The organism is Cupriavidus sp. C2SS-8b, assembly GCF_057073745.1.
Window position 1 is genome coordinate 2968595 of the sequence record NZ_CP172716.1, and the last position, 19079, is coordinate 2987673.

General features: G+C 66.5%; 18 protein-coding genes. 6 read left to right on the forward strand and 12 right to left on the reverse strand.

Annotated features, from left to right (window positions below; all coding sequences use genetic code 11):
* Positions 1-52 precede the first annotated feature (52 nt).
* The 3 genes from ACIGJB_RS13750 to ACIGJB_RS13760 form a co-directional block, all read right to left on the reverse strand.
* Positions 53-664, reverse strand: a complete 612-nt coding sequence (locus ACIGJB_RS13750) for a barstar family protein (protein WP_483730331.1) — start codon at positions 662-664, stop codon at positions 53-55.
* Complete coding sequence (locus ACIGJB_RS13755; RefSeq protein ID WP_483732325.1) at positions 661-1008, reverse strand: guanyl-specific ribonuclease; 348 nt, start codon at positions 1006-1008, stop codon at positions 661-663. Before ACIGJB_RS13755 ends, ACIGJB_RS13750 begins: the two co-directional genes overlap by 4 nt.
* A 387-nt stretch (positions 1009-1395) precedes the next feature.
* Positions 1396-3720 (reverse strand): NADP-dependent malic enzyme, encoded by a 2325-nt coding sequence (locus tag ACIGJB_RS13760; protein ID WP_483730332.1) that lies wholly within the window; start codon positions 3718-3720, stop codon positions 1396-1398.
* A gap of 311 nt (positions 3721-4031) precedes the next feature.
* Here ACIGJB_RS13760 and thiL point away from each other — a divergent pair, with 311 nt between their 5' ends.
* The 3 genes from thiL (at position 4032) to ACIGJB_RS13775 (ending at position 6267) form a co-directional block, all read left to right on the forward strand.
* Complete coding sequence (gene thiL / locus ACIGJB_RS13765; protein ID WP_483730333.1) at positions 4032-5012, forward strand: thiamine-phosphate kinase; 981 nt, start codon at positions 4032-4034, stop codon at positions 5010-5012.
* Positions 5013-5135: 123 nt separating this feature from the next.
* Positions 5136-5702: a phosphatidylglycerophosphatase A family protein gene (locus ACIGJB_RS13770; protein ID WP_483730334.1), complete on the forward strand. Its 567-nt coding sequence runs from the start codon at positions 5136-5138 to the stop codon at positions 5700-5702.
* Positions 5703-5769: 67 nt separating this feature from the next.
* Complete coding sequence (locus ACIGJB_RS13775; protein ID WP_483730335.1) at positions 5770-6267, forward strand: CinA family protein; 498 nt, start codon at positions 5770-5772, stop codon at positions 6265-6267.
* A 73-nt stretch (positions 6268-6340) separates the two neighbouring features.
* On the opposite strand, the gene pyrF is transcribed toward ACIGJB_RS13775, so the two are convergent.
* Positions 6341-7159 (reverse strand): orotidine-5'-phosphate decarboxylase, encoded by an 819-nt coding sequence (gene pyrF / locus ACIGJB_RS13780; RefSeq protein WP_483709262.1) that lies wholly within the window; start codon positions 7157-7159, stop codon positions 6341-6343.
* Between the two features lie 200 nt (positions 7160-7359).
* Between pyrF and ACIGJB_RS13785 the strand changes: the two genes are divergently transcribed.
* Together ACIGJB_RS13785 and corA are read left to right on the forward strand one after the other, a co-directional pair.
* A complete protein-coding gene (locus ACIGJB_RS13785; protein ID WP_483730336.1) occupies positions 7360-8274 on the forward strand; it encodes a DMT family transporter in 915 nt (304 codons plus the stop codon).
* A 477-nt stretch (positions 8275-8751) separates the two neighbouring features.
* On the forward strand, positions 8752-9714 hold the full coding sequence (gene corA / locus ACIGJB_RS13790; RefSeq protein ID WP_483730337.1) for a magnesium/cobalt transporter CorA: 963 nt from the start codon (positions 8752-8754) through the stop codon (positions 9712-9714).
* Between the two features lie 79 nt (positions 9715-9793).
* Here the strand turns inward: corA and mtgA are convergent, their stop codons facing one another.
* The 8 genes from mtgA to mpl all read right to left on the reverse strand — a co-directional run bounded on the left by mtgA (position 9794) and on the right by mpl (position 18192).
* Positions 9794-10495, reverse strand: a complete 702-nt coding sequence (gene mtgA / locus ACIGJB_RS13795; RefSeq protein ID WP_483732326.1) for a monofunctional biosynthetic peptidoglycan transglycosylase — start codon at positions 10493-10495, stop codon at positions 9794-9796.
* Between the two features lie 67 nt (positions 10496-10562).
* Entirely contained in the window at positions 10563-11447 is an 885-nt protein-coding gene (aroE, locus tag ACIGJB_RS13800; protein WP_483730338.1) for a shikimate dehydrogenase, read from the reverse strand.
* Positions 11447-12316, reverse strand: a complete 870-nt coding sequence (locus tag ACIGJB_RS13805; RefSeq protein WP_483732327.1) for an energy transducer TonB — start codon at positions 12314-12316, stop codon at positions 11447-11449. Before ACIGJB_RS13805 ends, aroE begins: the two co-directional genes overlap by 1 nt.
* A 192-nt stretch (positions 12317-12508) precedes the next feature.
* Positions 12509-14623 (reverse strand): ribonuclease catalytic domain-containing protein, encoded by a 2115-nt coding sequence (locus ACIGJB_RS13810; protein ID WP_483730339.1) that lies wholly within the window; start codon positions 14621-14623, stop codon positions 12509-12511.
* 190 nt (positions 14624-14813) lie between these two features.
* Positions 14814-15554 carry a 3-oxoacyl-ACP reductase FabG gene (gene fabG / locus ACIGJB_RS13815; RefSeq protein WP_483730340.1) on the reverse strand — a complete coding sequence of 247 codons (741 nt, stop codon included), beginning with the start codon at positions 15552-15554 and terminating at the stop codon, positions 14814-14816.
* A gap of 37 nt (positions 15555-15591) precedes the next feature.
* Positions 15592-16197, reverse strand: coding sequence for a chorismate--pyruvate lyase family protein (locus ACIGJB_RS13820; RefSeq protein ID WP_483730341.1), 606 nt, complete (start codon positions 16195-16197; stop codon positions 15592-15594).
* A complete protein-coding gene (locus ACIGJB_RS13825; RefSeq protein WP_483730342.1) occupies positions 16194-16802 on the reverse strand; it encodes a YqiA/YcfP family alpha/beta fold hydrolase in 609 nt (202 codons plus the stop codon). Before ACIGJB_RS13825 ends, ACIGJB_RS13820 begins: the two co-directional genes overlap by 4 nt.
* A 10-nt stretch (positions 16803-16812) precedes the next feature.
* Positions 16813-18192, reverse strand: a complete 1380-nt coding sequence (gene mpl, locus ACIGJB_RS13830) for a UDP-N-acetylmuramate:L-alanyl-gamma-D-glutamyl-meso-diaminopimelate ligase (protein WP_483730343.1) — start codon at positions 18190-18192, stop codon at positions 16813-16815.
* Between the two features lie 172 nt (positions 18193-18364).
* Between mpl and ACIGJB_RS13835 the strand changes: the two genes are divergently transcribed.
* A complete protein-coding gene (locus tag ACIGJB_RS13835; protein WP_483730344.1) occupies positions 18365-19048 on the forward strand; it encodes a UDP-N-acetylmuramate--alanine ligase in 684 nt (227 codons plus the stop codon).
* The last annotated feature ends 31 nt before the right edge of the window (positions 19049-19079 follow it).

Here is a 19079-nt window from a genome sequence, read left to right on the forward strand (position 1 = left end):
TTGCTATTTCATGTCCGACCGGAGCCTTCGACCCCGCGCAGCGAACCGCTAATCAGGCAAACGAATAGAACACGCGGAACTGGACCTTGCGCTCGCCCCAGAACTCGGCCGCGTCGCGGAATACGTCCAGCAGGACCTCGCGCGCTTCCTTGTCGAACTTCTGCGCGATCGGCAGGCCTTCCAGCACGATCACGAAGCCCGGCTGCTGCCCGGCCTTGTGAATCATGTCGGTCAGGCAATCGGCCAGCGCGTCGAAGTTCTTGCCGAAATGCTTGGGGAACGTGAACGATGTCGCGATGGTTTCCAGGATCTCCGCCTTGCTCGCGCAATGGGCGCAGTTCGCATACAGGAAATGCTGGCCAAGCTCGGCGGCCGCCTGGGCGAGGTCGGGCACGCGGAACGCGCGGATCGACTGGACAATGTTCGGGCGCACCGACTTGAACAGGTTCATGGCTCCCTCGGCCCCGTCGGCCCAGCTCGCGATGGCCGGCACGGCGGCCGGAGCGGCGGGCGGAAGTTTGTGCGTGAGCTCTTGGCGCGGCATCATCAGCACATTGTCGTAAAGGTTCTGGGCCTGGTGCTGCGCCCGCTGCCAGCCATCTCCGGCGCCGCGCTCCTCGCGGGCGGCAAGGGCGTCGCCCAATCCGAAAATGTCAGTCATCATTTGGTTATCCGTTTGAAGCTGTTGTAGTGGTCTTCTGTGTAATAGCAGTCGTTCGCCGCGCGCTGGTCGCCGCCGCAAATAATCCGCTTTGCTCCCCGGTTCCGGCTGCTCGGGCTCTTGACCGTATATTCACGGTAATAACCGCGTTGTTGTTGAGGGAGGATACGTTCGTAATTGCCGAACCGCGAGCCGTCCTTCTCATAGGGATACGGGCCGCCGGCCTCAATGCGCTCCAGCGTTTGCCGTGCTTCATTGGGCAATTGCTGCACGGCAATGGTTCCCGGGAGTCCCTCGGCCTGCTGCCTTGCCAGTGACGGCTGGATGCATGCCAGCGCCAGGACCATGCCCGACAGGGTGCTGGCCAGCACGCGCCGGCCGCGCAACGGCCACGGTTGCCGCTGCTGAATCAGGGGAATCTGGGAACCCACGTTGGTCTGTCTTGGTTGAACCGGAAATCGAGCCTGCCGCCTGCTGGGTAGACAAGTTGTCCGGGCCACCCTGGCCGGCTTGCTAGCCGCCGACCTCACCGGAGCGCTCGTGGCGAGCGCCTGCATCAAAGGTGTAAGGGTACGCGCATGCAGGAAATTAATCAATCCCGGCCCACCGCCAGCGCAAAATCCTCAATTATTTCAATGTGTTAATAGGATGTGTGCGCATACTAACGGGTAGTTTCAAGGCCCAAAAAAAGCCGGGCAAGCCCGGCTTTTTCACCACACTGAGCCGGATTCGGCTTAGCGCTTGGCGGCGGAGTCGACCACGACCAGCGAGGTCATGTTGACAATGCGGCGCACCGTCGCCGACGGCGTCAGGATGTGCACCGGCGCCTTCACGCCCAGCAGGATCGGCCCGATGGCGACGTTGTTGCCCGCCGCAACCTTCAGCAGGTTGTACGAGATATTGGCCGCGTCGATGTTCGGGCAGACCAGCAGGTTGGCTTCGCCCTTGAGCGAGCCGTCCGGCACCAGGCTGTCGCGCAGCTTCTGGTCGAGCGCGCTGTCGCCATGCATCTCGCCATCGATCTCGAGTTCCGGCGCGCGTTCGCGCAGGATCGCCAGCGTATCTCGCATCTTGCGCGCCGACGGCGCTTCGGACGAGCCGAAATTCGAGTGCGACAGCAGCGCCACCTTGGGTTCGATGCCAAAGCGCTTGAGCTCTTCCGCGGCCATCAGCGTGATCTCGGCCAGTTCGTCGGCGGTCGGGTCGACGTTCACGTGCGTATCGACCAGGAAGATCTGGCGGCCCGGCAGCACGAGGCCGTTCATGGCTGCGTAGACCTTGTTGGTACCGCCAAGCACCTGGTCGATGTAGCGCAGATGCGCCGCGGTGTTGCTGACGGTACCGCAGATCATGCCGTCGGCTTCGCCCTTCTTGACCAGCATCGCGCCGATCAGCGTGGTGCGCCGACGCAGTTCGAGCTTGGCGTATTGCGGCGTCACGCCTTCGCGCGCCATGGTCCGGTAGTAGGTATCGGAGTAGTCGCGGAAACGATCGTCGTGCTCGGGATTGACCACGGTGAAGTCCACGCCCGGGCGCAGACGCAGGCCGAAGCGCTCGATGCGGTGCTGCAGCACTGCCGGGCGGCCGATCAGGATCGGGTTGGCCAGCTTTTCATCGACGATCACCTGCACGGCGCGCAGCACGCGCTCTTCCTCGCCCTCGGCGAAGACGATGCGCTTCTTCGCCATCTCGACCTTGCGGGCGGCGGCGTAGATCGGCTTCATCAGCGTGCCCGAGTGGTACACGAACTGCTGCAGCTGCAGGCGGTAGGCGTCCATGTCCTCGATCGGACGCGAGGCCACGCCGGACTTCATGGCGGCTTCCGCCACGGCCGGGGCCACCCACACGATCAGGCGCGGGTCGAACGGCTTCGGGATCAGGTATTCCGGGCCGAACGACAGGTCCTGGATACCGTAGGCCGAGGCGACGATATCGCTCTGCTCCTGGCGCGCCAGTTCGGCGATCGCGTTGGCAGCGGCGATTTCCATCTCGCGCGTGATGGTGGTCGCACCGCAATCGAGCGCACCGCGGAAGATGAACGGGAAGCACAGGACGTTGTTGACCTGGTTCGGGTAGTCGGTGCGGCCGGTGGCCATGATGGCGTCCGGGCGGACTTCCTTGACCAGTTCCGGCGCAATTTCGGGGTTCGGGTTCGCCAGTGCCAGCACCAGCGGCTTGTCGGCCATGCGCTGGACCATCTCCTGCTTGAGCACGCCAGCGGCGGACAGGCCCAGGAAGATGTCGGCGCCGTCGATCACCTCGCCAAGCTTGCGCTTGTCGGTCCTCTGGCAGAAGCGTGCCTTTTCCGGATCCATCAGCTCGGTACGGCCTTCATAGACCACGCCGGCCAGGTCGGTCACCCAGATATTCTCGATGGGCAGGCCCAGGTCCACCAGCAGGTCCAGGCAGGCCAGCGCCGCAGCGCCCGCGCCCGAGGCCACCAGCTTGACCTTCTTGATGTCCTTGCCCACCACCGTCAGGCCGTTGATGACGGCGGCGGCGACCACGATGGCGGTGCCGTGCTGGTCATCGTGGAAGACGGGGATCTTCATCTTGTCGCGCAGCGTGCGCTCCACGTAGAAGCACTCCGGCGCCTTGATGTCTTCGAGGTTGATGCCGCCGAAGGTCGGTTCCAGCGCGGCAATGACCTGCACCAGCTTTTCGGGGTCTTTTTCGTCGATTTCGATGTCGAAGACATCGATGCCGGCAAACTTCTTGAACAGGCCGGCCTTGCCTTCCATCACCGGCTTGGACGCCGCGGCGCCAATATCGCCGAGGCCCAGCACGGCGGTGCCGTTGGTGATCACGGCCACCAGGTTGCCGCGCGCGGTGTAGCGGAACGAGTTCGCCGGATCGGCGACGATTTCCTCGCAGGCAGCCGCGACGCCCGGCGAATAGGCCAGGGCCAGGTCGCGCTGGTTGGACAGCGGCTTGGTCGGCGTGACGGAGATCTTCCCAGGCGTCGGAAACTCGTGGTACTCGAGCGCCGCTTTGCGCAGCGCCTCACGCTGCTGTTGTTTCAGATCGTCTTGGGACGGGGACTGCTGAGGGCTGGTCATCGGCGCATATTCCAATCGGTGGAGCCGTCAGTTGACGTGGCTTCGGGATGATGGCGGACCGGCTCCACGTGCCCGCCCATCTCTTCCTCTGGACCTGGCATTTTACATTGTGAAATATTATTTCACAATAAGCATTTTGCGAGGACCAGCATTGTGATTCGGTACAATATGCCCCAAGCCGCAGGCCTTGAACAGCAAGCAACAGTCACTGCTGCCGCCCGCTGCGGTATCTTGCCGAGCCCCCTGGCAGGCAGCATCCTTGTCCCGATCCGCCTTTTTTGCGCCGGCGCCGCCCTGGCCCGCTTAATCCCATGTCCACGATCCGCCGCGCGCAGCTCTCCGAGTTCGACCTGATCCGCCGCTTCTTCACCCGGCCGGTGCGCAAAGCGGTGCTCGGCGTGGGCGACGACTGCGCGCTGATCGACCCGCGGCCCGGCCATCATCTCGCCATCAGCACCGACATGCTGGTCAGCGGCCGGCATTTCTTTGCCGATGTGCCGCCCCGCGCGCTCGGGCACAAGGCGCTGGCGGTCAACCTGTCCGACCTGGCGGCCATGGGCGCCGAGCCGCGCGCGTTCACGCTGGCACTGGCGCTGCCCGAGGCCGATCCCGCCTGGCTGGAGGAACTGGCTGCAGGCATGCTGGCACTGGCCGACGCCCACGGGTGCGAACTGATCGGCGGCGACACGACGCGCGGCCCGCTTACGCTCAGCCTGACCGTATTTGGCGATGTGCCGCAGCGCGCCGCGCTGCGGCGCGACGCCGCGCGTCCCGGCGACGATATCTGGGTCTCCGGCACGCTTGGCGATGCCCGCCTGGCCCTCGGCGACTGCCGTGGCGAGTGGCTGCTCCCCGAACCGGACTTCAGCCGCGTGCGCCCGCGCATGGAAACCCCGTCCCCGCGGATCGCGCTGGGCCTGGCGCTCCGTGGCATGGCGCATGCCGCACTCGATATTTCCGATGGGCTGATCGGCGATCTCGGCCATATCCTGGCGCGCTCGCAGGTCGGCGCACTGCTTGATGTCGATGCGCTGCCGCGCTCGGAAGTGCTGGCCAGCCAGCCCGAAGCCTTGCAGCGCGAATGCGTGCTGGCCGGCGGCGACGACTACGAACTCTGCTTCACCGCGCCCATCGGCAACCGCGAAGCCATCGCCGCGATCGCCGAGCGCCTGGAACTGCCACTGACTCGGGTCGGCGCGATCACGCCCGAGCCAGGATTACGACTGGTCGACCGCCATGGCAGCCCGGTGACCTACGCCGGCGCCAGCTTCGACCACTTCGCCTCGTCCTGACAGCGGCATACGACCGTGTCATGATGCCGGCATCGTCAGCGTCGGCAAACCCGGGAGGGAACCCGGGAAACTGGCACGCAAGGCGCCGCAGACATAAAACATAAGCACACGAGCCAAATCCTGATGTCGACCTCCCCTCCCGCGGCCGCGCCGCGCGACCCCGCCATGACACTCGAAGCCGGGCAAACCGCCAAGGTGACCCGGCCCACGGCCCGCTTCATGCTGGCGCACCCGGCACGCCTGATCGCCCTCGGCTTCGGCTCCGGCCTGTCGCCGGTCAGCCCCGGTACCGTGGGCACGCTCTACGGGTGGCTGTCCTTTGCCGTGATCTCGCTGTGGATCGAGCCGACCACCTGGCTGTGGATCATCGGCGCCGGCTTCCTGGTCGGGCTGTGGGCCTGCGCGCGCACCGCGCGCGACATGGGCGTGCACGATCACGGCAGCATGGTCTGGGACGAGATCATCGCGTTCTGGCTGGTGCTGACGTTCGTCATGCCCACGGGCCTCTGGGGCCAGTTTGCCGCCTTCCTGTGGTTCCGGCTGTTCGATATCGCCAAGCCAGCGCCGATCGCCTATTACGACCGCTCGCTCAAGGGCCCGGGGCTGCGCGGCGCGTTCGGCGTGATGTTCGACGACATCTTCGCGGCGTTCTACACCCTGCTGGTGTTCGCGCTGTGGCGCTCGTTCTGACACCCTTGCCACGCTTGCACGACGGTTCATCCGCCAAGCCCCTTCCATTGCCAGGCAACTTTCACCTATGTCCATCAGCCGCTTGCTCGATCAACTTGCCATCCAGGCCGGCGTCGCCCTCGCCGAAAGATCGCTGATGCTGGCCACGGCCGAGTCCTGCACCGGCGGGCTGGTGGCCGCGGCCATCACCGATGTCTCCGGCTCGTCCGGTTGGTTCGAGCGCGGCTTTGTCACCTACTCGAACGAGGCGAAGAGCACGATGATCGGCGTGCCCGCCAAGCTGATCCGCGACCACGGCGCCGTCAGCGAGGAAGTCGCCAGGGCGATGGCCGAGGGCGCGCTGCTCAACAGCCGCGCACAAGTATCGCTGTCGATCACGGGCGTGGCCGGGCCCAATGGCGGCACCGCCGACAAGCCGGTCGGCATGGTCTGTTTCGGCTGGAGCAACCGCATTACCACGCGCACCGAGACCCAGCGCTTCAAGGGCGACCGCGCGCAGATCCGCCGCCAGGCGGCTGAGCACGCCATGCGCGGCCTGCTTGAGCTGGTGCGCAACGAGGCCTGAAACGACAAAGGCCGCGCCTGTTAGGGCGCGGCCTTTTCAGTTGTCACGGCGCTTTGCGCCTGCCCGGCGCGGCTCAGCCGTGCCGATAGCGATTGATGACATCGCGCGTCTGCATCGCCACATTGCGCGCCGCGGTCGCGAAATCCTTCTCGCGGCTGGCATAGAGGATGGCGCGCGACGAATTGATCATCATGCCGGTGCCATCCGCCGTGCGGCCAGCCTTGACGGTGGCCTCGATATCACCGCCCTGCGCGCCGATGCCCGGGATCAGCAAGGGCATGTCGCCAACAATCTGACGCACGCGCGCGATCTCGTTCGGGAAGGTGGCGCCGACCACCAGGCCCATCTGGCCGGTGGTGTTCCAGCGCTCCCTGGCGGCCTCGGCTACCAGCTGGTAAAGCGGCTTGCCATCCACCTGCAGGAACTGTACGTCCGATCCGCCAGGGTTGGACGTCCGGCACAGCACGATCACGCCGCGGTCCGGATAGGCCAGGTACGGCTGCATCGAGTCGAAACCCATATAGGGGCTGACGGTCACCGCATCGGCCTTGTAGCGTTCGAACGCTTCGCTGGCGTAATGCTCGGCGGTGGAGCCGATATCGCCGCGCTTGGCGTCCAGGATCACCGGGATGCCTGGGTGGGCGTCATGGATATAGTGGATCAGCTGCTCGAGCTGGTCTTCGGCGCGCTGCGAATGGAAGTAGGCGATCTGCGGCTTGAATGCGCAGACCAGGTCGGCGGTGGCGTCGACGATCTCGCGGCAGAAGGAGAAGATCGCGCCGCCCGCCCCGGTCAGGGACAGCGGCAACTTCTGCGGATCGGGATCGAGTCCGACGCAGAGGAGGGAATCGTTGCGCTGCCAGGCGGCAGACAGCTGCTCGATAAAGGTCATGGGCTACTCGATATCCTGTTGGCTCCGGCGCCGCCTGCACAGGGCGGGCGACCGGTCGCTGCGGGCTGGGGCGCTGGGACGGATAGGCCCCTCCTCTACGCAGCATATGTCGTTTCCGGCAATTTTACCCGCTGCATGCTATCGTTTCGCGCTCAAAGTCAAAACAAAGAGCGGCGTGATACACACCCGCCATGCATGCCATGTCTCTCGATCGCCGCGGCCTCCTCCTGCTGGTCGTCTTGACCATTGCCTGGGGCGTCAACTGGCCCATCATGAAAATCGGCGTGGCGCATTTCCCCGCCATGGGCTTCCGGCTGCTCTGCATGGCCGGCGGCGTGGTGGCGCTGGGCCTGGCGCTGCGCGTGCGCGGTGAATCGCTGCGCGTGCCGCGCGCGCAATGGGCCACCATCGTCAAGCTGGCCATCCCCAACATGGTGTTCTGGCACTTGCTGGCGATCTGCGCGGTCAAGATGCTGTCGTCCGGACGCGCCGCGATCCTCGGCTACACCATGCCGATCTGGGCCGTGGTGTGGGGCCTGGTGCTGTATCGCGACCGCATCGGCGCGTCGGCCTGGGTCGGCATCGGCTGCGCGCTGGCCGGCACCGTCCTGCTGCTGTCCGGCGAGATCCGCGCGCTGACCGGCAGCCCGGCCGGCACCTTGCTGATGCTTGCGGCGGCGGCCGGCTGGGGCTTTGGCACGCAACTCATGAAGCGCACGCAAATCGACATCCCGATCGGCACGCTCACGTTCTGGATGCTGACGGTCACCCTGCCCTTCCTGGCCGCGGGCACGCTGTTGCTGGAGACCGGCTGGCGCATGCCGAATGCTGCCGAATGGGGTGCCATCGCCTACAACGCCGTGGTGGTATTCGCCTACTGCCACCTGGTCTGGTTCGCGCTGGCGCGCAACCTGCCGCCGGTGGTATCGAGCCTGTCGGTCATGTTCATTCCCGTGGTCGGCGTGTTTTCGGGCATGTGGATGCTCGGCGAGCAGCCGCACTGGCAGGACTACACGGCGATTGCGCTGATGTTCGCGGCACTGTCGTCGGTGATGCTGGTGCCACTGTTGCGGCGACGCCTGCAGGCCGGTGCCGCGCGTGGAGATTTCACTTAACAAGCCCCCCCGCGTTGGGCTACACTCGCGGCCATCACAATCCCGGAGAAACTACGTGGGCAGTAGCATCGGGTGTTCGAGTTGCCGCGGTAACACAGTTAACGCAGCTTCGTCGGATGCCATGTCACTGCGGGCTGCGTAGACGAACCGCCGGAGCCGCCGCGCGCTCCCGCCTCGTCGCATCGCCCGCAGAATCCATGCGGGCGAGTGTTTTTCCGTATCGCCGACGGCCGCCGCAGCGCGTGCCGTGCCATTGCGGATCTTCCCTCTCCCGGCTTGCCAGCCACCCCAGGCAAACGCCATCGCCTTGCGCCCGCCGGCCTGATGCCGTCCGCGCAGCGCGATCACGCTTGCCCGTGATTCCGCACTGAACCGGTCCGGACACCACCTGGGATGCGGCGAGCCTGCCTGCGCTTGTCTTCGCGCTTGTCATTGTTTTTTCGTCGCAATCAGCATCAGCAATAAGGAATCCCGGGGATGATCAACCTGTTCGTCCTGCAAAAAGGCCGGCTTGCCCAGGAGCAGGTCGACGAGCGCAGCGAGCTGCTTCAGCACAAGCCGATCTGGATCGACGTCGTCAGCCCCGACGACGAGGAACTCGCCTGGATCAAGGAAACCTACGGCGTAGCCCTGCCGGAACTGGAGGACCTGGGCGACCTGGAAGCGTCCGCGCGTTATTTCGAAGGCGAGGACGAGAACATCCATATCCGCACCGACTTCCTGCTCGACGAGGAAGAAGCGTCGCGCAACGTGCGCGTGGCCTTCGTGCTCACGCGCGACGTGCTGTTCTCCATCCACGACGAAGACCTGCCGGTGTTCCGCCTGGTGCGGTTGCGCGCGCGCATGCGCCCGGGCTCGGTGCGCAACGCCAAGGACGTGCTGATGGACCTGTACGCGACCGATGCCGAATACTCGGCCGATTCGATCGAGGAAGTCTACGAACGCCTCGAAGAAGCGAGCCGCCGCGTGCTGGCCGAGAACGTGACCGACGCCGCCGCCGCCGACGTGCTGGAAACCATCGCGCGCGAGGAAGACCTGAACGGCCGCATCCGCCGCAACGTCATGGACACCCGGCGCGCGGTGTCGTTCCTGATGCGCAGCCAGCTGCTGTCGGCCGAGCAGCAGGACGAGGCCCGCCAGATCCTGCGCGACATCGACTCGATCGAGAACCACACCGCGTTCCTGTTCGACAAGATCAACTTCCTGATGGACGCGACCGTCGGTTTCATCAACATCAACCAGAACAAGATCATCAAGCTGTTCTCGGTGGTGTCGGTGGCGCTGATGCCGCCCACGCTGATCGCGAGCATCTACGGCATGAACTTCAAGTTCATGCCGGAACTGGATTGGGCTGCTGGGTATCCGTGGGCGATCGTGCTGATGGCGGTGTCGGCGGCGATTCCGCTGGTGTATTTCCGCAGGAAGGGATGGTTGAGCTGAGAGGCTGAAGCGACCACAGCCTGCCCCTCTCCCGCACGCGGGAGAGGGAGAAAACCACCGCCTATTGAGAGGCGAGCTTTCAATCCGGCAGCGTCGCTGCCCCCATCCGCCGCGCAATAATCCCCGCTTTCACCTTGAAGTTGACGCGTACGTTCGCGCAATACTGCTTCTTGTCGAAGCATTTCGGCGCCGGCAGCGCCGCCGCCAAGCGCGCGGCCTGGCCTACGCCGAGCTTGCCCGCGCTGGTGCGGAAGTAGTGCTGGGCCGCGGCTTCGGCGCCGAATACGCCCTCGCCCCACTCGACAGAATTCAGGTAGATCTCGAAGATGCGCTGCTTGTCCAGCCAGAACTCGAGCATCCATGTAATGGCCAGTTCCTGGCCCTTGCGCAGGTAATGCTGCTCGGGCGACAGGAACAGGTTCTTGGCGAGCTGCTGCGTGATGGTCGAACCGCCGCGCACGACGCGGCCGCGCTTCTTGTTGCGCTCCCAGGCATCGAGCATGGCGTCGATCTCGTAGCCGGGATGGTTGACGAAGTCCGCATCCTCGCTCGCGATGACCGCGCGCTTGAGGTTGCGCGAAATCTGGTCGTACGGCACCCAGCGGCGGTCAATCTCGCAGTTCCAGACCTTGAAGCCGCACAGGCGCCAGCGCTCGGCGCGCATGAATGACGTGGACGATGGCGTCACGTATTGCCAGGCCGCGATCTGCAGGAAAAAGTAGGCCTGCATCGCCAGGATGCCGGCCGCTACACAGGCAATCAGGTAGCCAGCCCAGCGCATCGGGGCGAATGCCGTGCCGGCGGCGCGCACGGTGCGCTGTCGGGTGGCCACGGGCGCAGGCAGTGGTTCAGCCCTTGCGCTCGGCCTGCAGCGCGGCGCGCAGGTCGGCCAGCACGGGCGCAGTGCGCGGACGTACGCCGCGCCAGATGTAGAAGGCCTCGGCGGCCTGCTCGACCAGCATGCCCAGCCCGTCGGCCGTGCGCGCGCCGCATTGCGCGGCATGGCGCAGGAATACGGTCGGCTCGGCGCCGTACATCATGTCGTAGGCCAGCACGCCCTCGCCAAGCAGGAAATCCGGCACAGGCGGCAGTTCGCCATGCAGGCTGCTGGACGACGCATTGATGACCACGTCGCAGGCCTCGTCCTCGGACAAGTGCTCCAGTGCATCGAGACCGCCGCCCCACAACTCCACGCCGAAGGCATCGGCGGCTTCCACGAACTCTTCCAGCATGTCGCTCGCGCGCGAAGCCGTGCGGTTGGCCACCACGATGCGCGACGGCCGGCATTCCAGCAGCGGCAGCATCGCACCCATGGCCGCGCCGCCCGCGCCGAGCAGCAGCACGCGCTTGCCTTCGAGCAGCGTGTCGAGGTTGTCCTGGATGTCGCGCACCAGGCCAATGCCATCGGTGTTGTCGCCGTGGATCAGCCCGTCCTCGATCCACATCGTGTTGACCGCGCCGGCAGCTTCCGCGCGCTCCGTCAGGCGATCGGCCAGGTCATAGGCCTGCAGCTTGAACGGCACCGTCACGTTGAAACCGTGGCCACCGCCCTCCAGGAACGCGCGCACGGTCTCGGCGAACGCGTCGAGCGGTGCTTCCAGCCGGCTGTACTCGACGGCCTCGCCGGTCTGCTGCGCAAACGCGGCGTGGATGAATGGGGAGCGGCTGTGCGCAACGGGGTTGCCGACCACGACGTAGCGGTCAGCAAGCTGGGAGGATTCAGTGGATGTCATCAGCGGGCCTGCAAGCGGGTTTCCAGACCGCTGCGCGAGAACTTGAATGTGGAAATGACTTCAAGGATGTCCTGGCGCGCCGCCATCTCGGCCGTGAACGGGCCGAACGGCGCGGCAGCGCGGACGATGGCGACGGCCTGGCGGTCCAGCGCCGGATCGCCCGAGCTCTTGACCACGTCGATGGCGTCGACGTTGTAGCCGTCGCGGTTGTAGCCAAGCTTGCCCAGGCGGTTCACGTTGATCACCAGGATCAGCTGGCCATATAGCGGCTTGCCGTTGCGCTGCGGGAAATCTTTGGTGCCGCGCGCCTCGATCCGGTGGCGCAGGCGATCATAGTACTGGGCGTAGTCGACCTCGCGTGCGCTGGTGGCGGTGAGCTGGTAGCGCTTGGGCCGCTTGGCATATTGCTCAAGGTTGCGGCCGATTTCCGCTTCCAGCTTCGCCATCTCGTCTGTGGAGGTACGCTCGTCCTGGCCGCGCAGCGGCGTGTCCTGGCGCTGCTCGCCCGGCTTGAGCGGCTGGCTGCGCACCGACGGGGCGGCTTCGCGCGTCTGCGTCATCAGGCGCTGCTGTTCCTGCTCGAGCTGCTCGACGCGGCGCTGCACCTGGCGCACCAGGTCGCCGTCCTGCGACACGGTCTGCGCCGGCAGCGGCGTGGTGGCGCGCTGCTGGTCGTGGTCGCCGCCGCCATCGAGGTTGGCCTGCGCCAGCACGGTCGGGTTGCGCGGCTTCTGCGCGGACTTGGAATTGACCAGCACCACGTCCAGCGCCGCGTCCATACGCTTGATCTCGAACACCTCGGGCGCCGCAATCCGCACCATCAGCAGCACCAGGTGCACCGCGACCGAGATGGCCAGCGCCTTGACCAGCGTATTGCTGGCGTGCCACCAGTGGCGGGGATCGACGAGTGCGGCGTTCACGATGGAGAGCTGGCTGGACAATGGCTTGGGGGAATCGCTTGGAAGATCCGCCGGGGCAGCATGTCGCCATGCGCCCCCGGCCCGGCGGCGGCGCCGGGTCAGAAGGGCATTGTATGTGAGCCGCCGGCTTTTCCGAAGGGATCAGCCCTGGCCGGGCAACATGGTGTCGCGCGCGGCAGACGCCCCGTCGCCACTGCCCTCTCCGGCCGGTTCACCGGCTTCCCCTGCGGCGGGCTCGGCGCCTTCCGCGGACTGCTTGGCGGCGTCTTCGGCCGCCATCTCGGCCGCGGCTTCCGCCGAGACTTCAGCGGCTTCCTCGTCGCTTTCGAGTTCTTCCTCGGGCAAGGCGCCTTCCCCGGCGAACACTTCAAGCACCCGGCACGACACATCGAGCGAGATCTCGTCGATGGCGCCAATCTCCAGCAGCACCTGCGTGCCGCGCTGGGCCTGCACCAGTTCCGGCACGCGCGTGACCAGCGGGATCTCCATGAAGCGCACCGCGCCTTCCTTGAGCGTGCTGGCCATCATGCGCTCGCGGTTTTCCTGCTGCAGCCAGCGCAGGCACCAGTAGCGCTCCATGGTGGACTGGTGGTCGGCATAGGCCGCGTAGGTGCCTTCGAAATCCGCCACGGCGGCCAGCAGGTCGGCGTCCTTCGGCTTGAACGGCGCCACCAGCTTGGCCGTGATGCCATGCTGCGCCACCGCCAGGATCTGCCACTGGTTGACCAGGTCGACATAGCGGCGCAGCGGTGAAGTACTCCACGCGTATTGCGCCACGCCCAGGCCTTCGTGCGGCGCCGGATAGGTCTGCATGCGGGTGCGGTGCATGCCCCAGGCCTTCTGCGTCCGGTAGATGCCCGGCACGCCGTTGTCCGCCAGCAGCTTGCCCCACGTGCTGTTGGCCAGGATCATCAGCTCGGCCACGATCTTGTCGAGCGGCGAGCCGCGCTTGCGCTGCTCGATGCGCACGCGCTGGCTGCCATCGGCCTGGTCGTCCAGGTAGAAGTTGAAGTCCGCGCGGCTGTGCGATTCGGGCCGCAGGCCGCTGGCCAGGCGGGCTTTCTGGCGCTCGTCATGCAGCGCGCCGGCAAAGTGCCACAGCCGCGTGAGTTCGGCGCGGAACGGATAGTCGCCGGTGCCGTCGGCCAGCGACGCCTCGGTGATGACATCATCGAGCAGGTTGTGGCGCAGGTTGGCCGCGATCATGACCATCTCGGCGCGCGTCTCGCTGCTGACCACTTGCCAGAACTGTGTCTCGACCGTCACGTAGAGCGACAGCGCGGGGCACTGGCGGCCCTCCTGCAGCGTGTAGCGCTCGACCACGGCGTCGGGCAGCATGGTGATCTTGTCGCCCGGGAAGTAGACCGTGGACAGACGATTGCGCGCGATCACGTCGAGCGGCTCGCCGCGGCGGATGCCCAGCGCGGGCGCGGCAATATGGATGCCCACGCGCAACTTGCCGTCGGGCAGCTCGGTGACCGACAGCGCGTCGTCGATCTCGGTGGTGGTCACATCGTCGATCGAAAACGCCTGCACGTCGGCCACGGGCAGGTCGGCCTGCGGCTCGGGGACGTCGATGTCCGGGAAGCCCGTGCCCTTCGGGAAACACTCGGCGAGGAACTTGGCCTCGTGCAGCGCGCGCGCGCTGGCCACGCCGCCGGCGCTTACCATCAGGCGCATCGGGGTCATGCCGAGCGCCGTGCACGCGGCATCCATCGCCTTGTATTCGAGGCTGTTCTTGTCCGGCTTGAACAGCAGTTGCAGCACCTTGTTGCGGAACGGCTCCGGCAGAGTCAGCGCCTTGAGCTGGTCTTCGTATTCGGTTTGCAGCAGAGCCTGCTGCTTCTTGCGCTCGACCGCGGCCAGGGCGGCCTTGAGCTGGTCTTCCGGCGCGCGCTGGTAGCGCCCGCGGCCCTTGCGGCGGAAATACACCGGGTTGCCATGCAGCGCCATGGCCAGCGCCGCCTGCTGCACGGGGCCGGCATCCGCGCCGTAGTATTCGGCCGCCAACTCGGGAAAGCCGAATTCGGCTTCGGGCGCGCATTCCCACAGGAAGTCGAGGTCGATCTCGGCGGTCATCTCGCCGGTCTGGCGCACCAGTTCGATCGCCGACGGCTGCGCAAACTGCAGCAGCACGTCGCGGGACTTGACCTTGGTGCGCTTGCCGGCCGGCAATTCGACCTGGTAGGCCTCGCCCTGCTGGGTCAGCACGGTGCCGGCGCGAATCTCGCCGCCTTCTTCGAACAGCAACTGCATCGATCGGTACTTTCAGAAATGCCGGGAACCCTGCCGCTCAGGCGGCAAAGACGCGGGTTCCGGGGAGATAAGTGTGAGCGCCCTTGGCGGGCGGGCTGGCCGCAAGTGCCAAAGTCAGAATGATACCGCACTGGTTCCCGCTGCCCGCTGGCGAACAGGCCGGCGGGCACGGCGAGGACGTCCGGTGACGTCAGAGCGACATGCCGCCGCTGGTCTCGATGGCGACGCCGTTGATGTAGCTGGCGTCGTCGCTGGCCAGGAACGCGTACACGCTGGCGATCTCCGACGGCTCGGCCAGGCGGCGCATCCAGCAGGATTCCTTCATGCCGTCGAGCACCTTCTCCGGCACGGTCTGCAGGATCTCGGTGTTGACGAAGCCGGGGCACACGGCGTTCACGCGCACGCCCTTGGGGCCGAGTTCGCGCGCCCACGTCTTGGTGAAGCCGATCACGCCGAACTTGCTGGCCGCGTAGTTGGTCTGGCCGAAGTTGCCGTACAGGCCGACCACGCTCGATGCGTTGAGGATCACGCCCTTGCCCTGCTCGGCCATCACGCTGGCCACGGCCTGCGCGCAGTTGAACACGCCCTTCAGGTTGACGTCGATGACCGCGTCGAACTGCACCTCGGTCATCTTGGCCAGGCGCGCATCCTTGGTGATGCCGGCATTGTTGACGAGCACGTCGATGCGGCCATGCGCGGCCAGCACGGCGGCGACCATGGCGTCGACCTCGTCGCGGCGCGTCACGTCGACGCGGAAAGCCTTGGCGATGGCGCCGTTGGCGGCCAGCTTCGCTGCGGCCTCGCGCACGCGCGCTTCCTGGACGTCGCACAGGATGACAATGGCGCCTTCCGCGGCAAAGCGCTCCGCCGTGGCAAACCCGATACCGGCAGCTGCGCCGGTGATGATGGCAACGCGACCCTGCAATTTCATGATGTCTTCTCTTCTGTAATTCTGGGTAGTGTGTCAGTCAGTCGGGGCTCCGGTCTGATGGGCTACGTTGCCGGGGTCCCCGTGAAGGCCGTGCCAGCAGGTCAGGCAAGAAGACCTCTGTCACGAGCATGATGCCGGCGCCGCGCCGGAAGACGGAACGGCGTGCCGGCAGCATCGGTACCGGCCCCATGGCCGGCAGGATCCGCTGCAGCGCCTGGCGCAGCGGGTGGTGCGGCAGCAGCCGCGCGAACTCGAACGGATCGCGCCGCACGGCCGGATCCACGAACAGGCGGCCGCCCAGCGGGCGCTCGCCGAGCCCGCGCAGGAATGGCCAGTCGCGGCGCGCGTGGCGCTCGCGCACGACGGTGTGCGCGTAGATGGCCGGCTGCTCGTCGCAGATCAGCAGCACTTCGCGCGTCAGCGCTGGTTCACGGCTGCATTGACCGAGCGCCTGCCATTCGTCCAGATAAGGCCGCGCAGAAGCCTGCAGCAGGCGGCGCACGCGAAAGCGTTCGGAGGCGGCCACCAGCCGCGCGGTCAGCGAACCTTCGCCCGTGACCCAATGCCGCAGGTTCGGCGGGATCTCCGGGTCGAAGGGCAGGTGGCAGGTCCAGCCGCAGCGGCGCGCGAACTGCGCGCTCATGCCGCGCGGCCCGGCACTACGCCGCCGGGCCCGTAGCCGCAAAAGGCCAGCACGTCGTCGACGTAGTTGGCGAACTCGCCGATGCCGTGGTCGCTGCCCGAGAGGATGCGGATATGCGCGCCCGCGCAGGCCGCGACCATCTCGCGGTAATCGAGAACTTCGTCGCCCGTGGCGGCGATTAGGTAATAGCGTTCGGGCCGCGTGATGGTGTCCACGCGCAGGTCGATCAGTTCCTGCATATGGCGTGGCTCGACCGTGACCGATCCGCCGCCGTGCCACAGCGGCTGTTCGCCGATGTATTGCTGCAGGTCGGTCCACGGGTGGATCGCCGGGTTCAGCAGCACCGTGCGGCAACCGTGGCGCTCGCCGAGCCAGCGGGCGTAGAAGCCGCCAAGAGAAGAACCGACGATTGCGATCTCCTGGTCGCCATCCGCACGCGCGGCGCTAATGGCGGCTTCGGCCTGGGCGATCGCCTGAGCGGGAGAGACATTGAGCAAGGGGCAGGCGTAGTAGCGCCCCACGCCCCACTCGCGCATGCGCTCCTGCACCAGCCGCGCCTTGAACGACTGCGGCGAGGAGCGGAATCCGTGCAGGTACAGCAGCATGTCCGCGTCCTCAGCCGGCGGCGCCCTGGCCGAGCGCGTCCAGCAGCTTCTGGTGCACGCCGCCGAAACCGCCGTTGCTCATGACCAGCACCTGGTCGCCCGGGCGCGCTGCGGCGCGCACGGCCTCGACCAATGCGCCGAGATCGTGGAAAGCCGCGGCCTTCTTGCCAAGCGGTGCCAGCGCGCCGGCCAGGTCCCAGCCGAGTGCGTCCTTGCCGCCCGGAGCGCCATAGCCGAACACCAGGTCGGCCTGTTCGAGGCTGGCCGGCAGCTGTGCCTTCATCACGCCGAGCTTCATGGTGTTGGAGCGCGGTTCCAGCACGGCCAGGATGCGCGCGCCACCGACACGGCGGCGCAGGCCTTCCAGCGTGGTCTGGATCGCGGTGGGATGATGGGCGAAGTCGTCATAGACGGTCACGCCGCCCGCCACGCCGCGCACTTCCATGCGGCGCTTCACGTTAGCGAAGCGGCCGAGCGATTCGATCGCCTGCGCGGCCGGCACGCCAACATGGCGCGCGGCGGCAATCGCGGCCAGCGCATTCATGCGGTTGTGCGTGCCCTGCAGGTCCCAGGTCACGCGGCCCTGCACGGTCTCGCCGAACCAGACGTCGAAGGCATCCTTGCCGCCATCGCCGCCTGCATCGCTTTCGCGCCAGTCGCCGACGCCGAATTGCTCCACTTCGCTCCAGCAGCCGCGTTCCAGCACGCGCGCCAGGCTCGGTTCGATGCCGTTGACGACCAACCTGCCCTGCCCCGGCACCGTGCGAACAAGGTGGTGGAACTGCGTTTCGATCGCTTCGAGATCCGGGAAGATGTCGGCGTGATCGTATTCCAGGTTATTCAGGATGGCCGTGCGCGGGCGGTAGTGGACGAACTTGCTGCGCTTGTCGAAGAAGGCGGTGTCGTACTCGTCCGCCTCGATCACGAAGAAATCCGACTCCGTCACGCGCGCCGAGATGCCGAAGTTCTGCGGCACGCCGCCGACGAGGAAACCGGGGTTGTAGCCGGCATCTTCGAGAATCCACGCAAGCATCGACGTGGTGGTGGTCTTGCCATGCGTGCCCGCCACGGCAAGCACCCACTTGCCTGCCAGCACGTGCTCGCCCAGCCATTGCGGGCCCGACACGTAAGGCAGGTTGCGGTTGAGGATGGCTTCCATCAGCGGATTGCCGCGCGACACCACGTTGCCGATCACGAACAGGTCCGGCTCGAGCGCGAGCTGGGCGGGATCGAAGCCTTCGATCAGCTCGATACCCTGGGCCTCGAGTTGCGTGCTCATCGGCGGATAGACATTGGCATCGCAGCCGGTGACACGATGTCCCGCCTGCTTGGCGAGCACCGCCAGGCCGCCCATGAAAGTGCCGCAGATGCCAAGAATATGAATATGCATGGGGTTCCCGGAAAGACTTGGGACCGGCCGGGCCGGTCGGCATGCCGGCGCGGGTCCAGCGGACCATGCCGGGCAGGAAGGCCCCGATTGTACCCGAGCGCTTGCGCGCTTCGCTGCACTGCGGCAGCGCGGCGCGCAGCGGCCGAGCGCACCGCTCCGGTATCATCGGGACATGTCCCGACACGCATTTTCCGACCCCGTCCGCCTGCGCGAGGAGATCGCCCAGGCCGCGGCGCGCATGATTGCCGAAGACGGCGCCGACTACGCCACCGCGAAGCGCAAGGCCGCGCGCCAGTTGCTCGGCGACCAGCGCGTGGCCGGCGAATGGCTGCCCGATAACGACATGATCGAGGCCGAAGTCCGCGCCTATCAGGCACTTTTCCACGGCGACACGCAACCGCGCATCCTGGCGCTGCTGCGCCGGGTGGCCATCCTGGCGATGGAGGACCTTGCCGGCTTCCGGCCATACCTGGTGGGCGCCGTACTCAACGGCACCGCCACCGAGCATTCGGATATCTATCTGCAGTGCTTCTGCGACAGCCCCAAGGACGCCACCTTGCACCTGCTCAACGCGGGCGTCGACTTCGAGACCAGCGAATCGCGCCATTTCGCCGGCCGCGGCGACGTGGAGACGCTGAGCTTCCTGTGGAAAGGCCAGTGGCCCGACCGCCGCGAAGCGCGCCTGCTGGCCGGCGAAGTACGCGCCGAACTGGGCGCGCCGGTCGGGATCCATATTGCTCTGTATGATGCCGACGACGAACGCGGCGCCGCGCGCACCGACGCAAGCGGCCGTGCGGCCAGGGCCGACCTGCAAGCCGTGCGTGCGCTGCTTGAGGACGCCGACACGTCGAACTGAAGCGCACCCGACCGGTCAGAAGTTCACCATT

Excerpts from the sequence above, each read along its gene's own strand:
- ACIGJB_RS13785 (WP_483730336.1), top strand. The coding sequence starts at position 7,360 with ATGTCTCTCGATCGCCGCGGCCTCCTCCTGCTGGTCGTCTTGACCATT.
- pyrF (WP_483709262.1), bottom strand. The coding sequence starts at position 7,159 with ATGACCTTTATCGAGCAGCTGTCTGCCGCCTGGCAGCGCAACGATTCC.
- thiL (WP_483730333.1), top strand. The coding sequence starts at position 4,032 with ATGTCCACGATCCGCCGCGCGCAGCTCTCCGAGTTCGACCTGATCCGC.
- ACIGJB_RS13810 (WP_483730339.1), bottom strand. The coding sequence starts at position 14,623 with ATGCAGTTGCTGTTCGAAGAAGGCGGCGAGATTCGCGCCGGCACCGTG.
- corA (WP_483730337.1), top strand. The coding sequence starts at position 8,752 with ATGATCAACCTGTTCGTCCTGCAAAAAGGCCGGCTTGCCCAGGAGCAG.
- ACIGJB_RS13820 (WP_483730341.1), bottom strand. The coding sequence starts at position 16,197 with ATGAGCGCGCAGTTCGCGCGCCGCTGCGGCTGGACCTGCCACCTGCCC.
- ACIGJB_RS13825 (WP_483730342.1), bottom strand. The coding sequence starts at position 16,802 with ATGCTGCTGTACCTGCACGGATTCCGCTCCTCGCCGCAGTCGTTCAAG.
- fabG (WP_483730340.1), bottom strand. The coding sequence starts at position 15,554 with ATGAAATTGCAGGGTCGCGTTGCCATCATCACCGGCGCAGCTGCCGGT.
- mpl (WP_483730343.1), bottom strand. The coding sequence starts at position 18,192 with ATGCATATTCATATTCTTGGCATCTGCGGCACTTTCATGGGCGGCCTG.
- ACIGJB_RS13755 (WP_483732325.1), bottom strand. The coding sequence starts at position 1,008 with ATGGTCCTGGCGCTGGCATGCATCCAGCCGTCACTGGCAAGGCAGCAG.
- ACIGJB_RS13770 (WP_483730334.1), top strand. The coding sequence starts at position 5,136 with ATGTCGACCTCCCCTCCCGCGGCCGCGCCGCGCGACCCCGCCATGACA.
- aroE (WP_483730338.1), bottom strand. The coding sequence starts at position 11,447 with ATGACATCCACTGAATCCTCCCAGCTTGCTGACCGCTACGTCGTGGTC.
- ACIGJB_RS13775 (WP_483730335.1), top strand. The coding sequence starts at position 5,770 with ATGTCCATCAGCCGCTTGCTCGATCAACTTGCCATCCAGGCCGGCGTC.
- mtgA (WP_483732326.1), bottom strand. The coding sequence starts at position 10,495 with ATGCGCTGGGCTGGCTACCTGATTGCCTGTGTAGCGGCCGGCATCCTG.
- ACIGJB_RS13835 (WP_483730344.1), top strand. The coding sequence starts at position 18,365 with ATGTCCCGACACGCATTTTCCGACCCCGTCCGCCTGCGCGAGGAGATC.
- ACIGJB_RS13750 (WP_483730331.1), bottom strand. The coding sequence starts at position 664 with ATGATGACTGACATTTTCGGATTGGGCGACGCCCTTGCCGCCCGCGAG.
- ACIGJB_RS13760 (WP_483730332.1), bottom strand. The coding sequence starts at position 3,720 with ATGACCAGCCCTCAGCAGTCCCCGTCCCAAGACGATCTGAAACAACAG.